This window comes from Actinoplanes derwentensis (assembly GCF_900104725.1).
Taxonomy (GTDB): Bacteria; Actinomycetota; Actinomycetes; order Mycobacteriales; family Micromonosporaceae; genus Actinoplanes; species Actinoplanes derwentensis.
In genome coordinates this window covers 7,710,794-7,729,879 of the sequence record NZ_LT629758.1, presented here as the reverse complement: position 1 = coordinate 7,729,879, position 19,086 = coordinate 7,710,794, and the positions used below count along the sequence as shown (strand labels likewise).

The window sequence follows — 19,086 nt, the reverse complement described above, 5'->3', positions numbered from 1 at the left end:
GTGATCGCCTCGATACCGGAGGCGCCGAATGCGCCGCGAGGGGCGTTGCTCAGGTGTTCACCGGTACGGGCTGGCCGTTGTCCGCCCAGACGTTGCCCGCGTACAGGTTCGACGGCTCGCTCGCCAGGAAGCTGGTGACCGTCCCGTACGCCCCGCCACGGCCGGTTTGCAGGTCACGGCCGAGCACGTTGTCGACGAAGACGATGCCGGCCGGGTTGTCGCCGTACGGCTTGCCCGGGTTGTGACCCAAACTGACGGAGTAGCCGCCCGCGGTCGCCGGGAAGTAGCAGCCCTTGACCCGGATGTTGCGCAGCGGTCCGAGATCACCGAAAAGGTTCAGATTGTTCGACGGTCCGCCACCGTGGCCGTTGTCCTGGACGCTGCACCAGATCGTGCTGCCGCGGAGCTCGATGTTGCCGCCGCCGGAGCACAGGAATCCGCCGGCATGGTCGGAACCGGCCGCACTGATCACCTGTCCGTGCAGGTAGGAGTCCTGCACGACAACGTTGTACGACCCGTTGACGGCCGTGATTCCACCTTGGACGTTGCAGCGCAGGATCGTCAGATTCTGGAACCCGATCGCCGCGTTCGACCACGGGCCGGCGTCGACGTGGGAGTCCTCCAGCGTCAGCGCCGCGTCCACCGAGTCGACGTCGATGTGCGCGAGGATCTTGCAGCGGCGGATCGTCATCTGCACCGAGTTGTAGAGCCGGATGTCCACGCCGATGACCTGATCCTCGATCAGGTACGGGCCGCCTCTGTCGTAGCCGCCCGGGCCGGTGTATTCGGCCAGGTCCGTCTCGGTGATGCCGAGCCTGGCCAGACCGGTGTTCGTCGCGTCGCGGAACCGGGACGGCTGCGGCACCGGCGGGCCGGGCAGCGCGGGCGAGTACCACAGGCCCCGCAACGGTGCCGGGAACGTGGGGTGGCCGAGCATCCGCGTGATCAGCTGGTCCTCGGTCTCGGCCAGGCGCCGCCCGGTGTGCCGGGGAACGTCCATCACAGGCCGCCGGTGGGTCCGATGAACTCGGTGCCGGCGACCGCCCGGGCGATCGGGCCCTGCCGGAACCGGCTGGCCAGCCGGCCAAGCCGAATCCGCCGGACCGTGACGAACCGTTGGCCGGCGGGCAACGGGGAGCACCAGCAGGCGTTCTGCCACGGCAGGTGGTTGCCACTGGTCCAGGCCCCGTGCACCCGCGCGCCCGGCATCACGGCGGCCCGGGACACCGCGCCGCCGACCGCGGTCATCAGCGCCGACCACTGCCGTGGGGTGAGCCGGTCGTCGCTGTTGCCGATGGCGATGTGGACGACCGCCATGAATCACGTCCTCGTTCCGGTGGTCGGCGGGGCGAGCGGGTCCGGCACCGGTGCACCGCCCGCCGCGCCCACGAGCACGGGGGCGGGGGCCGCGGTGGCCTGTGCGGCTATGGCGGTCGCGTAGGCGACCTGCTGCGCCAGCACCAGTTCGTCAGCGCGTTCGGCCATCATCTGGTCGACGGTGTCGGGGCTGAACTGCCAGATGTGCGTCAGCCGAGACCGCACGGGGATGTCGTCCTTGGCCTTCGACGCGGCGTCGGCGCGTTCGGCCAGCGATAGCAGTTCCGGCGACGCCCAGATCGTTTCCATCCGGGCCAGCGCTCGCCGGTCAGTGGCGCCGGCTTGCAACAGCATCAGCCCCACGACCTGGGTCCACCGGTCGGAGGTTCGGTCGATGCGGTCGCGGGCTTTGAACGTCAGGCCCTCCCGTTGGAGGTTGGCGCCTTCGGCGGACTGGTTGTCTCCGGCCGGCTGCATCAGGTGCAGCGGTGTGCGGGTCACCGACGCGAGGTGCTGTACGTCGGCGGATACGCCTTCGACCAGCGGCCGTAGGTCCACGGCGCCGGACTCCCACATCTCTGCGGTCTCCGGCAGCTGCCAGATCGCGGCGGGGTCCGCGGCGAACACGCCGGAGTAGTCGATCTCTTTACCGGCGAGCGCCGGGTCCGGGAAGTCGGTGGGGTATCGCAGCGGCAGGCCTTTGACGGCGCGCTGCCGGAATGCCTGCATCACGGCCACGGTCATCCGTTGCAGCACCTGGTGATTGACACGGTCGATCAGGTCCAGGTGCGGCTCGTACTCGCCGAGCTCGTCCTTGTTCAGAAACTGGACGACCGGGATCCGGTCGTGCGCCAGCACGCCGGAGCGCCGTTCGTCCCATGACCAGGATCTCGGGTCGAACGCGCCGACCGGACCCATCTGACCTCGTGCCTTACGCCAGGCGACCAGGATCTGCGCCGGCCGGCCAGGACCGAACACCGACCCGTCGAGGTACAGGTACAGGCGGTCGACGTCGTCGGCCTCGTCGTGTTTCACCTTCAGCGCGGCGATCAACCTGCGCGGCCGCCACGGATCGGGCATGCCGATCATCAGGTGCGGATCTTCACGGGTGACCACTGCCGCGTCGATCTCGTCGTCGACCTCGCCGACGATCACGTACGACTCCGACAGCGCGAGCATCGCGTGGTGCACGTCCCCGGAGATCACCGACAGGCCGGCGCGCCGCCACAGCGACCCCACCTCGGGATCGCCGGTCACGTCACCGTCGCCGGCCGTGCGGAACCCGACCGGCCGCATCCGCTCGGCCAGTGCGGACACGATCAGCTCGGCGAAGTTGCTGCGGGCCATCCTTGAAAAGGCTTCGAACGCTTCGCGGGCGTTCTCCGCGCCGCGCGGCAGCGGCGCTTTCCCGCGCCGGTGGTTGTCGAGTAGCTGGAGCCGGTCCCGGCGTTGCTTGTCGCCGAGCCGGTTGAACAGCGTCTTGAGGTACCAGCCGGGTGAGTAGGAAACGTCCGTGGAGATCAACAGCCGCCCCCTTTCCGCCTGCCGGTGGGCGGCGAGCGGTCAGGGGGCGAGGAACGCCGTCAACGCGTCAGCGATGTGCGCAGCCCCTTTGTCGGTGGGGCTCAGCTGGTCACTGCCGTACAGACCGAGGGAGTTGTTCGTCGCGGGGGCGGTCTGCCGCGCGGCCAGGTCGAAGTACGCGACCCCGCTCCCGCCGATCCCTGCGGTGTCCTCCGCGACGATCTCCCGCCAGGCAGTGGTGAACAGCGCGAAGTCCTGGGTGAGAGCGAGGTTGGTGAGCTTCGGCGACCCGATGATCACGAAGGAAGGGCTGGTGGTGGTGTTCGCCCGCACCGTCGCGATGATGGTCTTGAGGTTTGCTTTCATCGTGGCGACCGCCACGTTCATGCGCCAGTCCTGGAACCCGAGCTCGATGATTACCAGGTGTGGCTGGATGGTGGCCAGCCGCGGCGCCCAGCCGGTCGACTGAGTAGTGAAGTCGGCGGTCACCCGGCCGCTGTGCCCGCCGTTGTAGACCTGGATGCCCCGGCCCTCGTCGCCGTGGAACGTGGCGAACCCGTGCACGTACGTTCCCGCACTGCCCGGGGCCAAGCAGGTGATCACCACCTGATGCTGGCCCGGCGGCAATACTGGCGACATCCAGCGGGCGTTGCCGCCGGTCACCGTGCTGTCGGTGGTTACCGACGCGGCCACCACGACCCCGTCAATCGTGACCGAGAACGTGCCTCCACCAGCAAGGATGCCGTACCACACGTGCACCGAGCTGCCGACGAAAGAGTAGGTCAGCGTCTGCCCGGCGGCACTGAACTGCACCGCCCGCAGGCCCCATCCGGTGGTGCCGTTCGCGGTTCCACCGGACCGCACCGCCGGCCACGGGTAGGAACCCCAGTCGCCCATCTCGCTCCAGGCCGACACGAAGTTCCCGCCGACCGTCGCGGCACCGCCGCCGACCGCCGGTTGCCCGTGACGGCGCCGCAGCTCGATATATGCCTCGCCCGCTATCTCCGGCGACACCGGAAACCGGGTGCGCAACGCCGTGGCGAGCTGGCCGAGGTAGTCACGGCCGTACGCGGTGACACCGACGCCCTCTGTTGCTGTCGTGCCGATCGCCGCGATCACCGCCGGGCTGTAGTGCCGGCCGGCCAGTGCCGCGTGCCAGGTCCGCAACGACGACACCGTGGCGATGTCCGTGCTGATGTTCATCCGTACCTCCCGTCCAATACCGGCCGGACTATCCGGCGTCCAGGCCGAGCTGTTGCGGGTCGGCAAGCCTGCGAGCCGCGGCCTCGCACATCGCCTCGTCGGCCTCGACGAGTAGCGCGCGGCGGCCCGCCGCGCGGGCTGCGACGCCGGTCGATGCGGATCCGGCGCACGGATCGATGACTAGTCCGCCAGGCGGACACCCGTAGCGGATCAGCGGGTCGAGCAGGCCGACCGGATTCTGCGTCGGATGGATCGCGCGCCGGTGCATCGAGCGCACCCGCAGCACCGACCGGGCGAGCCGGGTCGCCCCGTACTCGTAGCCGCCGGTGCCGATCACGCCGGTGTGCGGTGTTCTGCCGCGGGCCTTGATCGCCGCTGATGGCCGCACTTGCCCGGGGATGGTGGGAACGTCGCGATAGACGTCCGACCAGCGGCCGCGGTACCAGTGCGACACCGGCTCGTCTCAAATCACGAATAGCTCACGTTCTGTATCGCCGCTTACTCACTCACACCGGGCACGACCGAACCTCAGCCACCCTGCCCGCGTCTCGGACAGCGGCACCGCGCGATCAGCGGCAGCGCAGTGCCCTTGCGGAGGTGATGAAGACGAACTCGGCCCCAACCTCGACGACGCCAATACTGGTCTACAACGCAGCTCGATTGCGCTGACCGCAGTTCGTTTGGTCGAGTACGGTCAAGGTCATGACGGGTGCCAACCCAAAGGAACCTTCGGTTCAGACTCTTCGAGTGCACATCGTGTCGTGCGGTGGGATGCGAGATTTGATGAGTGACCAAGAAGCGATGTTTCTCACCAATTCTCTTGGCCTATACCGGAATAGTATCCAGCAGGGCAGGGCTATGCCTAGGGCAAATGTCTCGATGAGCCGCGCTTTCAACAAGACCGAACTACTGAGCTTCACGAAGCAACCCGTCCACATACTTCATATAATTGCGCATGGGCAAGGCCCAAAGATTCAGACCGGAAACGGGAAGACCAATACTACTGCCGACGACTTCACCCGCATGGGCGCGAAAGGCGACAAGCTCCCGGAAACCGTCGTAAGTACTGCGTGCACCTTCTTCAATGACGCATGGAAGGTTGCCCTGAAGGCATGCGGTGTAAGAATACTAATCGCTTCTCCTGACGAGGTGACGCCCGCCAACCTCACTGCCTTCGACATGTCGTTCTACGCCGCTTTGCTGTCAAGCACCCGCCGAGGAATGTCGACTCTTGATCGCGTCGACGAATCGTTCAAATTGGCAAACGACTACTATCGGTCCCTTTGGCCTAGTGGCACAAAGTTCGCAAAATTCAAACTTGTTCGCCTGCAGTAGTGGCACGTCAATGCACTCACATCGGCATTATGCGGGTGAACTTCGTTCACCTTCGCCCTGGCGGGCCGCATAACGCCTGATATGCAGAGTGATCGAGGCGCTGCGCACCCCGATCCTGGAGCCTCACGATCACCTGCATATCAAACAGATCCGTGCGCCGAACACGTCGATCGCGGTGACGCAGGGTAACCAAGTGGGCGGGTCGAAGCCTACGTCCTCCTGCGACATCGGGTCGCTGGTGCCAACTAACGCCGAAAGGTGCCAACTGGAACCGAAAGTCACAGCAAGACAGCAGCCAGACCCGCCACACCCCCACACCGCATGATCGAACGCATGTGCCATTCGACGGTATGACCGTCGCACCGAAAGGCCGGATCGCCTGGTCCGGTGTGACTTTCGGTCCTAGTTGGCACTTTTCAGGGCTTGTTGACACCGGTCGCCGATGCGGCGCCAGTGGAAGCCGCAACCACGAGCCTCTTGGCTACCCTCCGTCACGGGCCCGCGAGGTTGCCTAAGCAGGGATTTGCCGATGAGAATGCGTGCATACGGACCCACCTACGGTCGACGTGAACTAGAATTCCGGAGCATATTGCCGAGCCAGAGGAACGACATGCCGGAGCTTCAAATCCAAGCATTGGTAAAGAATTTCGACGAGCGGGTAAGAAGGCGCACGGCGTCCGTCGGTCTTGTGAGTAAGGCGGCAGGCGAAGATATCCTCAGGGCACTACTGGTCGCTCACCTACAGCAGAGATTCGTGAGTGTGACCCGGCTCAATAAATGTCGCCCTAGGGTTGAGGTAAATGGGAACAGGGCGGTTCTGGACGATGCAATCGTTGTAGCGGACAAGTCCGGCATCCAAGAGCTTCTTTCGGTTGAATACAAATTTTGGACCGCTTCCAGTTACCAGGGAAAGGCGGTACCAAAAAATGGGCCGATCGAAGACTACGCCTGGGCGTCCTGGCATCAAGGGCTGGACGAATGGAAATTTGATATAGAGCGCCATACGTTTTTGGCTTGGAAAGCCGCCGCAAAGGTCCTCGGAAATCTAGACAGAGGCTCGCTGCCCGCAGATTTTTCAAAACATGAGGTACGCCCGGTCCTCGCCGTATGGACGCCGCTACTAGCCCAGCCTGCTCCGGCTGGATCTGGACGCTGCTGGACGGAGGCGCGACTTGCACAGAATTGGCACACGGGTGAGGGTTACGGTCAGCCGCTTACAGTTTTCAGTGGTTCACTCTTTTCTCGGTCACCTGCAGCACAAGGAATCCATATTCAAATGGACGACACGAAAATCGGGTCAACGATTAATGCCGCGGTCAACATTTTGCATGAGGTCATTCGATAGAATTAGCTTTGAATTCTATCGGCCAACCCCTGCAGATTGTGCGTAAGCCACCAGGGTCTCGCCGACGTGAGAGGATCAAGGATGATGGCTAGGCTGCCAACTCAGTGCGTCATATGTGAAGACGTTTGCAACGTGCACACCCAAAAGGAGCGCCAACATTTTCAAACCAATAAACACGCGAGCGGCCAGTGCGCCGATTGCCTTATTGACCGATATGAAAGCTTGCGAGCAAGCAAGGACGACGGACGGTAAGCTAAAAATCCGTCAGGAACGCAACCGACAGAGTCGTACGCAAGCCATTGCTCTTTGCCCCTTGGTGCGCTCTCATGCCGCAGATAGCGCTCGCTCCCCGAAGACCCGACCAACATCGTGCTACCGAGGGTGACGGACATCCGGCGCCGGTCGGAGCAAGCCAGTGCCAGCTACCGCCGAAAAGCCGTACCGGTGCCAACTAAAACCGGAAATCGGTGCCAACCATCGCCGAACGCCACGGCACTGACCAGCGTGTGGGCTGCGGCCGGGTGCTAACTATCGCCGAAAGTCACATCCGGTCTGCTGCGTGACGACGACGACGATCGCGCCGCGCTGGTTGAGGCTGTTGACCACGAGATCGCGCGGTCCAGCGGTAAGCCCGCCGATCATCTACGCGAACTGCGCGCCACCCTGGCCAGTGAACGGGGCCGGGCCTCCTGGGGCTGCCTGATTCACACCGACGAAGACCGGGAAGTCCTGTTCCGTGCGGTCATCCACGAGATCGGGCCGCTAAGCCTCACCCGTCCGCCGGAACCACAAACGCAGCGCCGGTTGAGGGCTCTGCGTGACCTACTCGACCGGCTTACCCTCTGACCGGCTTCGTCTCCTCGAGGACGTCCCGGTTACCGGATCCGCTTGGGCAGGTAGAGCTCCGGTGGCGCCTGCGGCTTCACGCCGGCCGCGATCGCGGCGGTCCGCGCGGTCCACGCGAGAACGGTACTCATCGCTCCATCGATCTTCTTGTCCGAATTTTTGTGTTCCTTGCCGATCTGCAACCCCGCTCGGGACGGCCGTTCACGGGCATTCCCGACATGGCGTTTAAGCGTCGCCGACAGCTCCGCGACCCGGCCCGCCCGATCGTCGGACGGGGTGAACGACAGACGTTTCTCGACCACGGCCTCGCGGAACGCGGCGAGGGCCTCGGCCATCTGCGTCTGCCGGTTCGTCCACCAGTGGATCGGGAACTTCAGACTCGCCTTGACTTTCAGCTGGTCGCCGAACTGGTTTGTCCAGACCGCGAGAAAGTCCGTCCAGTGTGGGGGGTCGGCGAAGAAGCCGACGACCTGGAAGCGGCGGAACGCGTCGGCGATGCACGCGTCGACTTCCTCACGCGGGACCATCCAGTCCTCGCCGGCGGCACCGGGCGGGTGCTCCCAGCAGCCGAGCAACTCGACGTGACCGTCCGACACCCGGCATGCCGAAACACAGGTGGCATCCCCGGTGACGCTGCCGTCCATGCCGAGCGTTACCAGGTCACCGTCGCGCAGTTCCCGGTCGGCACGGCCGCAGTCGTCCCACTGCTCGACCGTGATCCAGGCGTCCTTCGCGGAGGTCTGGGCGTTCAAAAAGTAGCGGCGGAACCTGGCCGGGGAGGTGCGGGAGTCGTAGGCCTTGTTGACCAGCGATTCGAGGCTGATCCATTCGAGGGCGTCGCCATAGGCGTCGCGGATCGCCTGCCGCAGGGCGACCTCGTCGGCGAGGTTGACGATGTGGCCCCACCGGTGGTCGTAGTACAGCCGGGCTGCGCCCCGCTTCTTGCGGCCTTCGAGGATCGCCTTGGCTTCTTCGAAGGTGGCCTCGGCGGCGGATCCGTCGCCGGGCGCGAACATCGTCGTGGTTTCCAGGAGCAGCGTGCCGGCGTTCTGCTTGCGCTTCTCCAGGTTCTGCGCGACGGTCTCCTTCATGTCGAGCAGTTCGGTGGTGTCGTAGAGGTGTGACTCGTCGGCGACCACGAACGTTTCGAGCCCGCCGTCTTTCGACGCGGCGGATGCCGTCGACGTGCGGATCTCTCCGCCGCCGTTGCCCTTGAGGAAGACCTTGTCCTTGGTGGTGTCGTGGCCGGGCCAGTAGTAGAGCGGGCAGTCGTCGTTGGTCAGGTTGTAGTGAACGGTCCGGAAGGTGTTGCCGGTCTGGTTCTCCTCGGTGGCGAGGATCCTGATGAACGGTGACTGCACCGGCCGGCCCATCGGCTCGCCGGGCTCGTAGGTGTAGGTGAACCCGAATCCGTGCGGATCGGTGTAGGTCTCGCCGCCTTCGGCCCAGCCGGCGAACCGGCAGGGTCCGAAGGCCTCCCACAGGCACAGCCGGCCGGCGATGCCGCTCTTGTCGCAGCCCTTCGGCCTGCTCAAGAAGATCGTGTCGTGTAGGAAGTGGTTGTTGGTCGGGTCGTCGCCGACCGCGTAGGCGGCGACGATGAACTCGGTGTACTCCTGGCCGTGGTGGACGGCTTGGCCCGCTACGTCACCGGGCCCATGCCGCACGAAGAACTCGATCCAGGCGGTGGCGAGCCACCCGAGCGAGCGGTTGGGGTCGTAGTCGGGCGACAGGATTCGCTGGTGCGGCATCCCGGCCCCGCCCCGTTACGCAGTCTTCTGCGCGGCCTTGCGGCGCTCGGCGATGGACAGCACCTTGCCACTCGCGGCGGCCGGCGGCACGGCGGCCACCGCCGGCTGCTCGTCGTTCTTCGGCGTCACATACCGGATCCGCAGCTTGGTCCGAGCGTCCATGCCGATCCCGAGCTGGTCCTCCTTGCGGCGGATCTCGGTGGCCTGCGAGGTGGTCCGGTCGTTGCCGTTGCGCCAGTACAAGTCCTTGTCGTAGGCCAGTTCGAGGGCCTTGTGCCAGTCCTCAGGCCTCCACAGCACGCAGTGCGGCATCCGCGAGACGATCGCCCACCACTGTTCGACGAGCGGATGCCACTTCTTGCGGCCGCCCAGCGGCGGCAACGGCGGCCCGTCCTCGTACGGCACATCCGGGACTTCCGTCCATGCCAATGCGCGGGCAGTGTGGCCGTGCTTCACGTCCTTCGGCGGGGGTCCGGGCATCGGTGTTCACTCCCATTCCGGGAATCGCGGGCAGAAAATCGGCCTGTCCTGTTGCGGGAGCACGGCCTGATATGCGCCAACGGGCGCGCAAGGGAGCAGCGGGGTACTGCACCGGCCTGCTCAGGTAAGCGAGCGGGCCCGGCTGGACGAGCGGCCGAGGTCGCACAGTTTGTCCGTCGTCGCCGTAGGCGCGCGGAGAACATGAGCGGGTATCACCATCTACCGAAGGACGTCGATGAGAGACGCGGTTCTCGCCTACGGATTCGCCATCAGCAACTACGACAGCGAGGACGCGACGACCCTGCTGCTGACGGCCGCGCACGCCCAGAACATGTTCACCGACGCCAGCGCCAGCGGCTTCCTGGACGATGAGGCGAACCGCGATCCGGATTACCAACTCGGGTTGCTCGGGCTCTTCAACGAGGACGTCGGCGACGGGCAACCGGAGCAGTTCGTGCTGGCTTCCTACCTCGAACGCACCGAGAAGGAACCCATCGCGTTCCTGGCCGAGCTGCCGTTGGGCGCCGAGACGGCGAACCTCCGGTGGGCGGCGCGGATCCTCAAGGTTCCCGACGACGAGGAGCCGCAATGGATGCTGGCCTGGAGCGGTATCGGCTGAGAATCCCCGGGTCAGGCCGCTGGTGTGAACTCCTGCTGGACCGGGCGCCCGGACCAGCGATCCCGAGAGATCGCGATCATGCAGGCTTGGTGAACCGCGGCGCTGGGCTCCGTGCCGAGGGCGAGTAGCGCGTCGAGCGCGCCGATCGCCGGGCCCTCGCCGGAGCCGACAGCGCCGCGGTCGTCGTGGTGCCGGATCGCCATGTGATGCCCGATCGTCCACAGCGTCGACGGCAGATCCCCGGCGCCGGGGACGCCGAGCAGGAAGTTGCCGTCGAGCAGGCCGGCGTCACTCATCCCCGCCGCGACCATGGGCTCCGTGAACAGCGATGCGATCTCGTCGCACCACTGCTGAAGGCCGTCGCCCCGGGTGGGGAGCCGCAGGTCCTCGCGCCAAACGCGGCGGGCGAGTCCGGGCATCCCCGCGTTGCCCGAGAACCCGACCAGCACGACCTGGTCGCCGTCGAGCGGCATCCGCAGGATCTTCACCGCACCGCCGACCGGCCGGTCGTAGACGTTGGTCCGGGAATCGGCTGCCATCCACACACCGGCCGGCCCGGCCAGACCGACAACCGTGGTCACGGCGCGGCTCCACCAGCGGTGTCCTGCGCCTGCTCGAAACGGGCGATCTCTTCAGCCGCGTCGGCGTACCCGTCGAGGACACCACGCCGGGTCGCGTCCCGGACCTGCCCGTACAACACTTCCAGCCGGGACGGGTCTACGGCGACCTCGACCAGCAGCGTGCCGCCGAGGATCGTGAAGTCGCCGTCCGGCTCGTCGGGTTGCTGTTTTGCCGCGTCGCCGAACGAAGCCACGCTGACCTCCAGAAAGAGATGCGGCGCGAGGCATACGAGAGACCAGCGGGGGACCGGGCTCCGGTACGCCTCGCGCACGCGAGGGAAATGCCTGAGGGAGCCGGGCGGAAAGGCCGGCTCACGTGAACGCGGGATGCGGTTCCGGTGGGCGTCGTTGTGCTCGCAGTTTCGCGGCGGCGGCAGCCGCGCCTTCCGCTCCGGATTTCTCGCCGTGGCAGTTGCGTTCCGACCGGCCGGCCAGCACGTCGTTACGGCCGTGGATCCAGTCGAGGTTTTCGATCCGGTGATCGTCACCGCGCTGGAGATGGTCCAGGTCGTTGCCGTCCGGCCTGCCGCACCAGTGGCAGATGTGCTGCGGATTGCGCTGGTGTGCGGCTGGTTTCAGTTCGCTGTCCCAGTTCGCGGGCAGCCGCCTTCTGCGGGTGGAGCCCTCCCACGGCGTTCGGCCTTGTCGCGTCGCCATGACCACCCCCGAAGACGCAAAAAGCGGCTCCCGATACCTCCGGGGGCCGCTGATCTTGGTTATGGTGCTGCGAAGATATTCAGGATGGGTGAGTTAGCGATCTCTGTCAAGAGATTCGCCGCCAGGAATTGGCGCCGGCATGCCGGCGCACGGCTAGATATCGTCCTCGGACGCGTCGCGCCGGTGCGCCTTCATCCACGTCTCGACATCCTCGATCAGCCAGACCTTGCCCTGGGCCAGGTCGGCGATCGGAGTCGGAAAATCTGACCTGCTGGTGATCTGGTAGGCGCGCTGGCGGCTGACGCCACCGAGACGGATACGGATCTCGTGTGCGCCCATGAGACGGACCGGCTTCACTGACATTTCTACGACTATAGTTTTACGACAAGCTGTGTCAAGACCAGTGGGCGCACCGCCAGCCACGATGGGGTGAACAGTCGACGGCCGACCGGCACGGGTGCGGTAGCGTGCGGGCATAGGTAGTGCAGATGCCTCGTCTGTAGTGGTGTGTCCCGGCTGACAGCGCCACGCTCGTTCGGACGAAAAAGCACGCAGGTTGTGGTCTAGCCAGCGAACACCGTCACTCAACACCCACGGTCGATCATGATCGACGTGGCGAGCCGGGCGTTCACGTCGAGACAAGGATCCACTGTGTACAGCCAGGCCGCCTTCGACAGGTCCCTGAACACCAACGAGAGCTACAGCCGCGCCAAGCAGATGCTCGGCACGACCGGCCCCGCCATCCCGGAGACCTCCGGGGCGCAGGCCGAACTCGAACACGACGTCTGGGCGTTGCTGCGCAGCGACACCGCGACCCTGCGGGCCATCCGCTTCGTCAGCCCCGAGCCCACGAGCATCCGTCTGGTCGTCGAGCCGGAACACGCCGATCGCCTGTTGCGTCTGCTGCTGCCCCGGCGACTCAACAAGCAGCTGTACGGCGCCCCCGGCATCCGGGCGACGTGCCCGAACAGGCAGGACATCGACCTGGTCCGCGGCCCGGCCAAAGTCACCATCCGCACCGGCCAACAGGCACAGAAACTCCTCGACGCTCTGCCGCGCGGAACACGGTGGAGGCGACAGACCGCGGTGAACGCCGACGAACAGACCGCCACGACATCCGCCCACGACGCCGCCCAGGCGAGCAGACTGCTGCGCCACCTGCACACCCATCAACACAACGCCGGGAACCTTCGAGCCCACGAGGCCAGCCGCCGCTTCCCGGAGCTGGCCTGGCACCGCACCCTGGCCGTGCCGGCGATCAGTACCCACGTCGGCCTCCCGGTGAAGGCCGCCTCGGACGAGGCCAGGTTCTGGCCGCTGCGCCCCGACAGCCGCAGCGGGACGGCCGTGTACCTGTCGGCCGGGCCAAACCACGGCGCACCCGGGGAGCGGGCTGGCGGGACGCTGCCCTGGGGGAACATCGCGCGGCTGATGCTGGCCTGGCTCGGCGGGCAGGCCCTGATCGGCGGACAGCGCGAGTTGCACACCAGGGACCTGTACGCGTTCCTGGCCGGTAACGGCATCGAGGACGCCGCTCACGAGCCCGCTCGGGTGCGCGAACAGTTACAGGCGCTGTTCACCACCACGATCTGCATGGACCGGCCGGCTTCAGCAGCCGATCCCTACGAGGTGAGCCGGCGCCTGATGATCGGCTGGAGGTGGAGCGACGACGGCCCCCACCACGCGGAGTTCACCCTGTCCGCCGAATTCACCGACCAGGTCATCCGGGAGACCGTCCACCTCGACCCGCTGATCGTTCATCACCTCGCCCACGACGCCCGGCTCCTGGAGCTCTACCAATGGCTCGCCCGCCACGCCCGCACGTTCCTGGAACCGGTCACCTACAGCTGGGACCAGATGTGGCAACGCTTCGGCGAACGCAACGACAAAGGCGAACTCCCCGCCCCGGCCGCGGATAGGGCAGACGACTCCCGCCGAAGGATGTCGCCGCCAGCCGAGCACGCAGCACGGTTCCGATACGCGATCGACCATCAGATCCGCAGAGTGCTGGGCTGCATGCCAGGATGCCGGGTCACGGTCGACGCCGACGGCGTGCGGATCAACCAGCTTCGCTGAAGCACCGCGGTGGCGACGCGCGACGGAGTCGATCACCGATCAGCTAGCCCTGGCGTCACTGGTTCGGCCAGGCGGTTGAGTCAGGTCCGGCCAACCTGCCGTTCCGTCTGCATCTCTACCCTGTAGGACGCCGGGCGGCGGTCTTTCTATCGCAAGGTTTCTCCCCCACGCGATGGCCGCCGCTCGGCTCCACACGCCACCCGAACCAAGCACGCATGATCGCCCGGGCGGCAGCGAACCAAGCCGATCCGCCGCCCCAGCGCGCACACGGTAATCACCGACGCGTCCGGCACCCGCCCCTCAGCGACCGAACCCGGGTGCCGATCAAGGTGGCAGTCGCGGCGGACCGTTCGCTACAGTCCATATCGGACGAGAGCGTTCTTCCACAGAACAGCGGTCCCTGCCGTGACCTACCGAGCTGTCGGTCACGGTGCTCCTCTTCCCCGCCCACGCGGGGGTGCTCACTTCAGCAGCTGCCCGAGTAACAGCGGCCTGCTGCCGCACGACATGACTCCCACCGGCACTTCGCCGGCAGCGGTGAGTTCAGTCGTATTCGGCGGCGATCCGCGTCATCTCGGCGGTTCGGCTGAAGCCACCCCACCGTGCCCGGGATAGGAGACCTGCATGCAACGGCCACCACGCTTCTACTGCGGGATCGACTGGGCCGACCGGCTCAATGACGCCGCGGTGATCGACGCCCACGGCACCACCGTGCACCACCTACGGATCGCCGCCTCCCCCGATGGTCTGCGTGAGCTGTTCACGCTGCTGTCCGGGCTGCTCGCCGGCCACCAGCACAGCCGCAAGCAGGTCCCGATAGCGATCGAGACCAACGGCGGCCTGCTGGTCCAGGCGTTGCGCGCCCGCGGCCAGACCGTCTTCCAGATCCCGCCGAGCGACATGGCCCGATTCCGCGCCTACCGGTCGGTGACCCGGAAGAAGGCCGACCGCTCGGATGCCGAGCTACTGGCGAGGTTGCTACGCGACAAGTGGGGCGAACTCCAGCCCCTACCGGCCACAAGTCCCGTCGCCGAGGCCATCACCGTGCTGGCCCGTGCCCAGTACCGGTCCCAGCTGCTGCGCGAGCAGTTGCAGGCGAAACTTCGCCGGCTGCTGCACCAGGTCCATCCCACCGCGTTGATCGCCTGGGAAGGCCGCGACTTCGGGCTGCGCCGACTCGAAGCCCGGACGGTCCTTGAGGCCGGCCCGACGGCAGAAGCCGCGGCACGGCTGACCCAGTACCGCCTCTCCAAGATCCTCGCACCGGTCCGGCTGAGGCTCGTCGACGACGAGGCCTACCGGTTACGCGACCTGTTCGCCCAACCCGTCCTGCGGCTACCCCGCGAAATCGAGAAGGCCACCGCCGTAGAAGTCCGCGCCCTGCTGAACCAGTTCAACCACGCCTGCAACACCACCGACCAGCTCACGACCGAACTGACCGACGCGTTCCTCCAACACCCGCACGCCTCGATCTATCTGTCGTTCCCCGGTTGCGGCCCCCTCGGCGGCGCCCGGCTCCTGGCCGAACTCGGCGACGACCCCCGACGGTTCGCCACCGCGCGCGGTCTGCGCGCCTACGCCGGGATCGCCCCGCTGACCTGGTCCAGCGGCAACAGCAGCCAGGTCGCCCACCGATACGTCTGCAACCGGCGCCTCAAAGCCGTCTGCCACCAATGGGCGTTCTGCTCCCTGACCCGATCCCCCGGCGCCCGCGCCCGCTACGACCAGCGCCGCGCCGCCGGCGACACCTACGCCGGGGCGCTGCGCCGCGTCAGCACACGCCTGCTCACCGGCCTGCATCACTGCCTGACCGCGGGCGCCCACTTCGAGGAACACCTCGCCTTTCCCCGCGCACGACAGCCCGAATAGCAGGATCACTGCGGAGGCCGAGGAGGGTGACCGGAGACGCCTGAGTAAATCCCGAGCTACGAGCTCTGACGTGGGAGCGGCGCCCGGTCATCCCCCTCGACCTCCACGGCACCCGACATAAGCCCACGCCGGCCAGCGCCAGCCGGGGCGCCGACGTACATCGCACGACCTCCGCAAAAGCCCTCCGCGGGGCGACCGCCCGACTCGCATCCGCGCCGCCCCACGCGGTTGGGGATCAGCACGCTCAACCTCATCGCGGTACGTCGTGCCGATCAGCGCCGCCACGCCCTCCAGTCGAGTACAGCTGTAGACGAATGTAGACTTATGTCATACGATGGTGTTGCTTGATCCCCTCCGATCGCGCAACCTCAAGAACCTCCTGATGAAGCTGGAGAGGACCGTGTCCACCACTGTTCTGAGTCCCGCAGTGATTGACTCGCCGGCCGCGCTCGCCGACGCGCTTCGCGCATCCAATCTTCCCGGTGCGCGATCGAAGACCGCCATCGCAAAGCTCCGCCGGGCTCGGGCAACGGCGCGGCAGGTGGCCTCACCGCCGTCGGATCTCGCCTCCCGCCTAGTCTCAGCACTGACCGTCCGGTGCACCGCAGAGATCGCGCGCCGCGGTGGCGAGACTGGCATCGAGTCCGGCGAGAAGGCGTCAGCGCTGCGCACCTTGCCGCTGCGACTCGTCGACCGTGAGGCCGGCCTGGTCGTGCTGCACGTCGAGGGCTGGCGCTACTACAGTCGCGCCTACGGCTCCCGCCGCGCTAGCTTGTCGTACCTGTGTGGACACGACGACGCCGGCGACTGGGCCGTCCGTCTACCCGGAACCGTCACCACCGTGACCGCCGCACTCACCTGGCTCACGCCCGCCGCCGTCACCAAAGCACTCGCCGCCGGCAAACAGATCGACCGGCAGGGCGACATCTACGCCATCGCCACCAGCCGGGCACACGACGCACCGACCGGATGGCTCGGCGACGACTGGCGCAAAGACCCCGACGGACGACGGGTCACCTCCCACCACTGGGACGCCACAAATCGGCTGCTCACCCACCATCCTGACGACGGCCGCACCCACCGCGCGCTCCGGCTCGACCACCCGGTCCGTTTTCTCCAGCAGCGCGCCTACGCTCACGGCCGCAGCGGAGTCTGGGGAACCGGCGACTGACTCGCCGTCCGCTCCCGAATGCTCGCACCCGAGACCCGTTGCCTAAACGATTTAACGGCCTGAAAGGAACTGACTGAGATGGTCGACGACAAGCAGCCTGACAACCGCATCCAGGCACGTATCAGCAACCCTGAAACCGCGGCCTGGCTCAAAGGCCGGACCGAACGCATGTTCACACCCAGTCACCACCAGCAAGCAGTGATTGAGTTAGGCCTTTGGCGCTCCGCGCTGGCCCTGGAGCTACGCCGGATCCGGCTCACCGTCGCGCAGGCGTCCTGCATCGCCGACGTCCTCACCGGCACGGCGATCGACGCGACACTCGGTGGCACGGTGTATATGTCCCTGGCCGACGGGTTCACGATCGCCCGCGACACCCCCGTGCCCGACCTCGCGTCGTACGGCCGCAAGTGGGACGTCGACGAGAAAGAACTCCTTGAGTACGTCGGCCGACTCTCTCCGGTCGCCGACCATGCGCTGCGCGACGCCATCGCCCGCTGGTGGACCGACGAGGACTCCGAAGCGAGTGTCGAGGGCTTCGCCCAGGTCGGGTTGACCGTGATCGACCCGCAGGCTCCGGATCAGCAGTCCAGGCTCACTCCGCCCGGCCGGTAGCGAACCGTGATGCCCAACTCGTCGGGCGCTCCACGGCTTAACTAGTAAGAGATGGGAGGTGATTACTGCCGCAGAGGACATCAGAACACCACCACCTTGCCCCGCTTCCGCGGCACCTCAACGCGCATATCCCAATGCGGTTGCTCCGACGGCTCAGTCGGCCGGCCGCACGGGCACATCCACACTTCCTCCCCGGCTGCGGGCGCGGGCGGCCAAAACTGCAGAAGGAGAAAATCCGGATGCGCCTCGGCTCCGGCCTCGGCAGCCGCGATCGATACCGAAACACCCGAGGTGATGGCTCGGAAGTTGCCATCGGTCAGGTCACGCATGGGCTCCCCCGCCTTCCCGGCGTACGCCCGCAGCCGGTAGCGCCGTGACGGCACGAAGGTGTACTCGAAAGGCGGCTTCGGCCGACTACGCGGATAGGCGAACTTCGCCTGACTAAGGTCGGGGCGGTACGACTCGTGATCGCGTTCGAGTTCCGCCGAGGCGACCTGCCGCGCTGCTTCGGCAGAGTCCTTCGCGGCGTCGGCAGATCGATCTGCGGCCTGCTGTGCCCCCTCGGCGGCGTCTGCCGACCGGCGGGCGGAGTTGCCGTTCCACCATGCAACCGCCAAAGCCACGAGACTGATAAACAACGCGGCGACGGCCAACGCGGAGGTCATGGCCGGGCAGCCTAGTGCACCATCTGGCGCCGGCCGGGGGTGAACCGCGACGGCTCCGTCGATCAGATGCGCGTGCTGTGGTCGAAAGCGCGGTTGTGCAGCGGAAACCAGTGCCCGTAGTGCGCGATCGCTCCGGTGACCTCCTGATGGCTTACCTCAGGGGGCGGAAACTCCACCGCTGTGGGACGGGGCCAGAGCCGCAGTCCGTGCATGGGGCGGAACGGTGGCGGGAAGTGCTCGCGGCTTTCGAAGTTGTAGACGACCAGGACGATGCCGTTGATGACCAGGGCACTGGCATGCAGACGCCGAGCAGCCTCTCCGGGAGCAGGCGGGCTGGTCCGGTCAATCGCGACATGGGCCTGCATCTGCTCGACCCGGTCGAGATCCTGATGAGAGGCGAGCCAGACCCAGGACACAGTTGGCGGCACATCGCGCGAGGCGAACTGCTTCAAAGCGTGCGGAGAGAGCCAGGTCTGATCTTGGTTCTGATTGCCCAGACCAGACAGCTCTGCTGTCCAGGACGTCTTTACTGCCCAGCGAGCAAGAGTCGAGGCTTCGGCCGGCGGTAGGGTCAACGTGTTGCCGGTTCGTCGCGAGTGAAACAGCGACTCCATGATGGGCTTCACCTTCGTTTCGAGGCGGCTCATCCAACCGTTGTTGCAGCTCACGCAGACAGCGCGCGTGGTCTGGTGGAGCATGGAGTTCCGCGATTCCCGAACCGCCGGGTCCACGCTTGCGTAAGCCTGTTTGTCGTCTCGTAACCCGAATCCGGTCCAATAGGAGGTGCGCTGCATGGGCAACGGCGCCGTACCGGCCCGCAGCCATTGCGGCAGGACATGCTCAGCCGACTTGGAACCCGGATTGCCGCAGAAAGCACATCGCCACGTGGCCTGGTTCGATCGCGACACCGATTACCTCCGATTGCTTGCAGTCGTCGCCGATCGGACGGTCGCCCTTTCGGCCGCACTCACGAGCCAGCCAGCGGGCAACATGAGT

Annotated in this window: 20 protein-coding genes; 7 read left to right on the top strand and 13 right to left on the bottom strand. The window is 66.4% G+C overall.

Annotated elements, in window-relative coordinates; genetic code table 11:
- Nucleotides 1-49 precede the first annotated feature (49 nt).
- The 5 genes from BLU81_RS34265 to BLU81_RS50000 are packed head-to-tail and all read right to left on the bottom strand — an operon-like array spanning nt 50 to nt 4,498.
- Nucleotides 50-1,003, bottom strand: a complete 954-nt coding sequence (locus BLU81_RS34265; protein ID WP_157751904.1) for a hypothetical protein — start codon at nt 1,001-1,003, stop codon at nt 50-52.
- Nucleotides 1,000-1,317 (bottom strand): hypothetical protein, encoded by a 318-nt coding sequence (locus tag BLU81_RS34260; RefSeq protein WP_092550776.1) that lies wholly within the window; start codon nt 1,315-1,317, stop codon nt 1,000-1,002. Before BLU81_RS34260 ends, BLU81_RS34265 begins: the two co-directional genes overlap by 4 nt.
- 3 nt (nt 1,318-1,320) lie before the next feature.
- On the bottom strand, nt 1,321-2,841 hold the full coding sequence (locus BLU81_RS34255; RefSeq protein ID WP_092550773.1) for a phage portal protein: 1,521 nt from the start codon (nt 2,839-2,841) through the stop codon (nt 1,321-1,323).
- A gap of 39 nt (nt 2,842-2,880) precedes the next feature.
- Nucleotides 2,881-4,044: an SGNH/GDSL hydrolase family protein gene (locus BLU81_RS34250; protein ID WP_092550770.1), complete on the bottom strand. Its 1,164-nt coding sequence runs from the start codon at nt 4,042-4,044 to the stop codon at nt 2,881-2,883.
- A gap of 28 nt (nt 4,045-4,072) precedes the next feature.
- On the bottom strand, nt 4,073-4,498 hold the full coding sequence (locus tag BLU81_RS50000) for a DNA methyltransferase (RefSeq protein WP_197686013.1): 426 nt from the start codon (nt 4,496-4,498) through the stop codon (nt 4,073-4,075).
- A gap of 248 nt (nt 4,499-4,746) precedes the next feature.
- On the opposite strand from BLU81_RS50000, the gene BLU81_RS48760 reads away from it, so the two are divergent.
- Both BLU81_RS48760 and BLU81_RS48755 read left to right on the top strand, forming a co-directional pair.
- On the top strand, nt 4,747-5,379 hold the full coding sequence (locus BLU81_RS48760; RefSeq protein ID WP_157751903.1) for a hypothetical protein: 633 nt from the start codon (nt 4,747-4,749) through the stop codon (nt 5,377-5,379).
- 610 nt (nt 5,380-5,989) lie between these two features.
- Nucleotides 5,990-6,724 (top strand): hypothetical protein, encoded by a 735-nt coding sequence (locus BLU81_RS48755; RefSeq protein ID WP_157751902.1) that lies wholly within the window; start codon nt 5,990-5,992, stop codon nt 6,722-6,724.
- 875 nt (nt 6,725-7,599) lie between these two features.
- Here the strand turns inward: BLU81_RS48755 and BLU81_RS34240 are convergent.
- Together BLU81_RS34240 and BLU81_RS34235 are read right to left on the bottom strand one after the other, a co-directional pair.
- A complete protein-coding gene (locus BLU81_RS34240; RefSeq protein WP_157751901.1) occupies nt 7,600-9,321 on the bottom strand; it encodes a terminase large subunit in 1,722 nt (573 codons plus the stop codon).
- Between the two features lie 15 nt (nt 9,322-9,336).
- A complete protein-coding gene (locus tag BLU81_RS34235; protein WP_444978663.1) occupies nt 9,337-9,801 on the bottom strand; it encodes a phage terminase small subunit in 465 nt (154 codons plus the stop codon).
- 235 nt (nt 9,802-10,036) lie between these two features.
- Between BLU81_RS34235 and BLU81_RS34230 the strand changes: the two genes are divergently transcribed.
- A complete protein-coding gene (locus tag BLU81_RS34230) occupies nt 10,037-10,420 on the top strand; it encodes a hypothetical protein (protein ID WP_092550764.1) in 384 nt (127 codons plus the stop codon).
- 11 nt (nt 10,421-10,431) lie between these two features.
- Here the strand turns inward: BLU81_RS34230 and BLU81_RS34225 are convergent, their stop codons facing one another.
- The 4 genes from BLU81_RS34225 to BLU81_RS34210 form a co-directional block, all read right to left on the bottom strand.
- The gene (locus tag BLU81_RS34225; RefSeq protein WP_092550761.1) at nt 10,432-11,001 is read right to left on the bottom strand and encodes an Ntn hydrolase family protein; all 570 of its coding nucleotides are present in this window, start codon (nt 10,999-11,001) and stop codon (nt 10,432-10,434) included.
- Nucleotides 10,998-11,234, bottom strand: coding sequence for a hypothetical protein (locus tag BLU81_RS34220; RefSeq protein ID WP_092550758.1), 237 nt, complete (start codon nt 11,232-11,234; stop codon nt 10,998-11,000). Before BLU81_RS34220 ends, BLU81_RS34225 begins: the two co-directional genes overlap by 4 nt.
- A 118-nt stretch (nt 11,235-11,352) precedes the next feature.
- Nucleotides 11,353-11,697 (bottom strand): hypothetical protein, encoded by a 345-nt coding sequence (locus tag BLU81_RS34215; RefSeq protein WP_092558037.1) that lies wholly within the window; start codon nt 11,695-11,697, stop codon nt 11,353-11,355.
- Nucleotides 11,698-11,850: 153 nt separating this feature from the next.
- Nucleotides 11,851-12,060 (bottom strand): helix-turn-helix transcriptional regulator, encoded by a 210-nt coding sequence (locus BLU81_RS34210; RefSeq protein WP_172890672.1) that lies wholly within the window; start codon nt 12,058-12,060, stop codon nt 11,851-11,853.
- Between the two features lie 288 nt (nt 12,061-12,348).
- Here BLU81_RS34210 and BLU81_RS34205 point away from each other — a divergent pair, with 288 nt between their 5' ends.
- The 4 genes from BLU81_RS34205 (at nt 12,349) to BLU81_RS34190 (ending at nt 17,425) form a co-directional block, all read left to right on the top strand.
- Nucleotides 12,349-13,773, top strand: a complete 1,425-nt coding sequence (locus BLU81_RS34205; RefSeq protein WP_157751899.1) for a replication protein RepA — start codon at nt 12,349-12,351, stop codon at nt 13,771-13,773.
- Between the two features lie 624 nt (nt 13,774-14,397).
- Nucleotides 14,398-15,642, top strand: a complete 1,245-nt coding sequence (locus BLU81_RS34200; RefSeq protein WP_092550750.1) for an IS110 family RNA-guided transposase — start codon at nt 14,398-14,400, stop codon at nt 15,640-15,642.
- 541 nt (nt 15,643-16,183) lie between these two features.
- Entirely contained in the window at nt 16,184-16,813 is a 630-nt protein-coding gene (locus BLU81_RS34195) for a hypothetical protein (protein ID WP_157751898.1), read from the top strand.
- A gap of 78 nt (nt 16,814-16,891) precedes the next feature.
- Nucleotides 16,892-17,425 carry a hypothetical protein gene (locus BLU81_RS34190; RefSeq protein ID WP_092550744.1) on the top strand — a complete coding sequence of 178 codons (534 nt, stop codon included), beginning with the start codon at nt 16,892-16,894 and terminating at the stop codon, nt 17,423-17,425.
- An 80-nt stretch (nt 17,426-17,505) separates the two neighbouring features.
- Here the strand turns inward: BLU81_RS34190 and BLU81_RS34185 are convergent, their stop codons facing one another.
- Together BLU81_RS34185 and BLU81_RS48750 are read right to left on the bottom strand one after the other, a co-directional pair.
- The gene (locus BLU81_RS34185) at nt 17,506-18,090 is read right to left on the bottom strand and encodes a hypothetical protein (RefSeq protein WP_092550741.1); all 585 of its coding nucleotides are present in this window, start codon (nt 18,088-18,090) and stop codon (nt 17,506-17,508) included.
- A gap of 62 nt (nt 18,091-18,152) precedes the next feature.
- Entirely contained in the window at nt 18,153-18,737 is a 585-nt protein-coding gene (locus tag BLU81_RS48750) for a hypothetical protein (protein ID WP_157751896.1), read from the bottom strand.
- Nucleotides 18,738-19,086 lie beyond the last annotated feature (349 nt).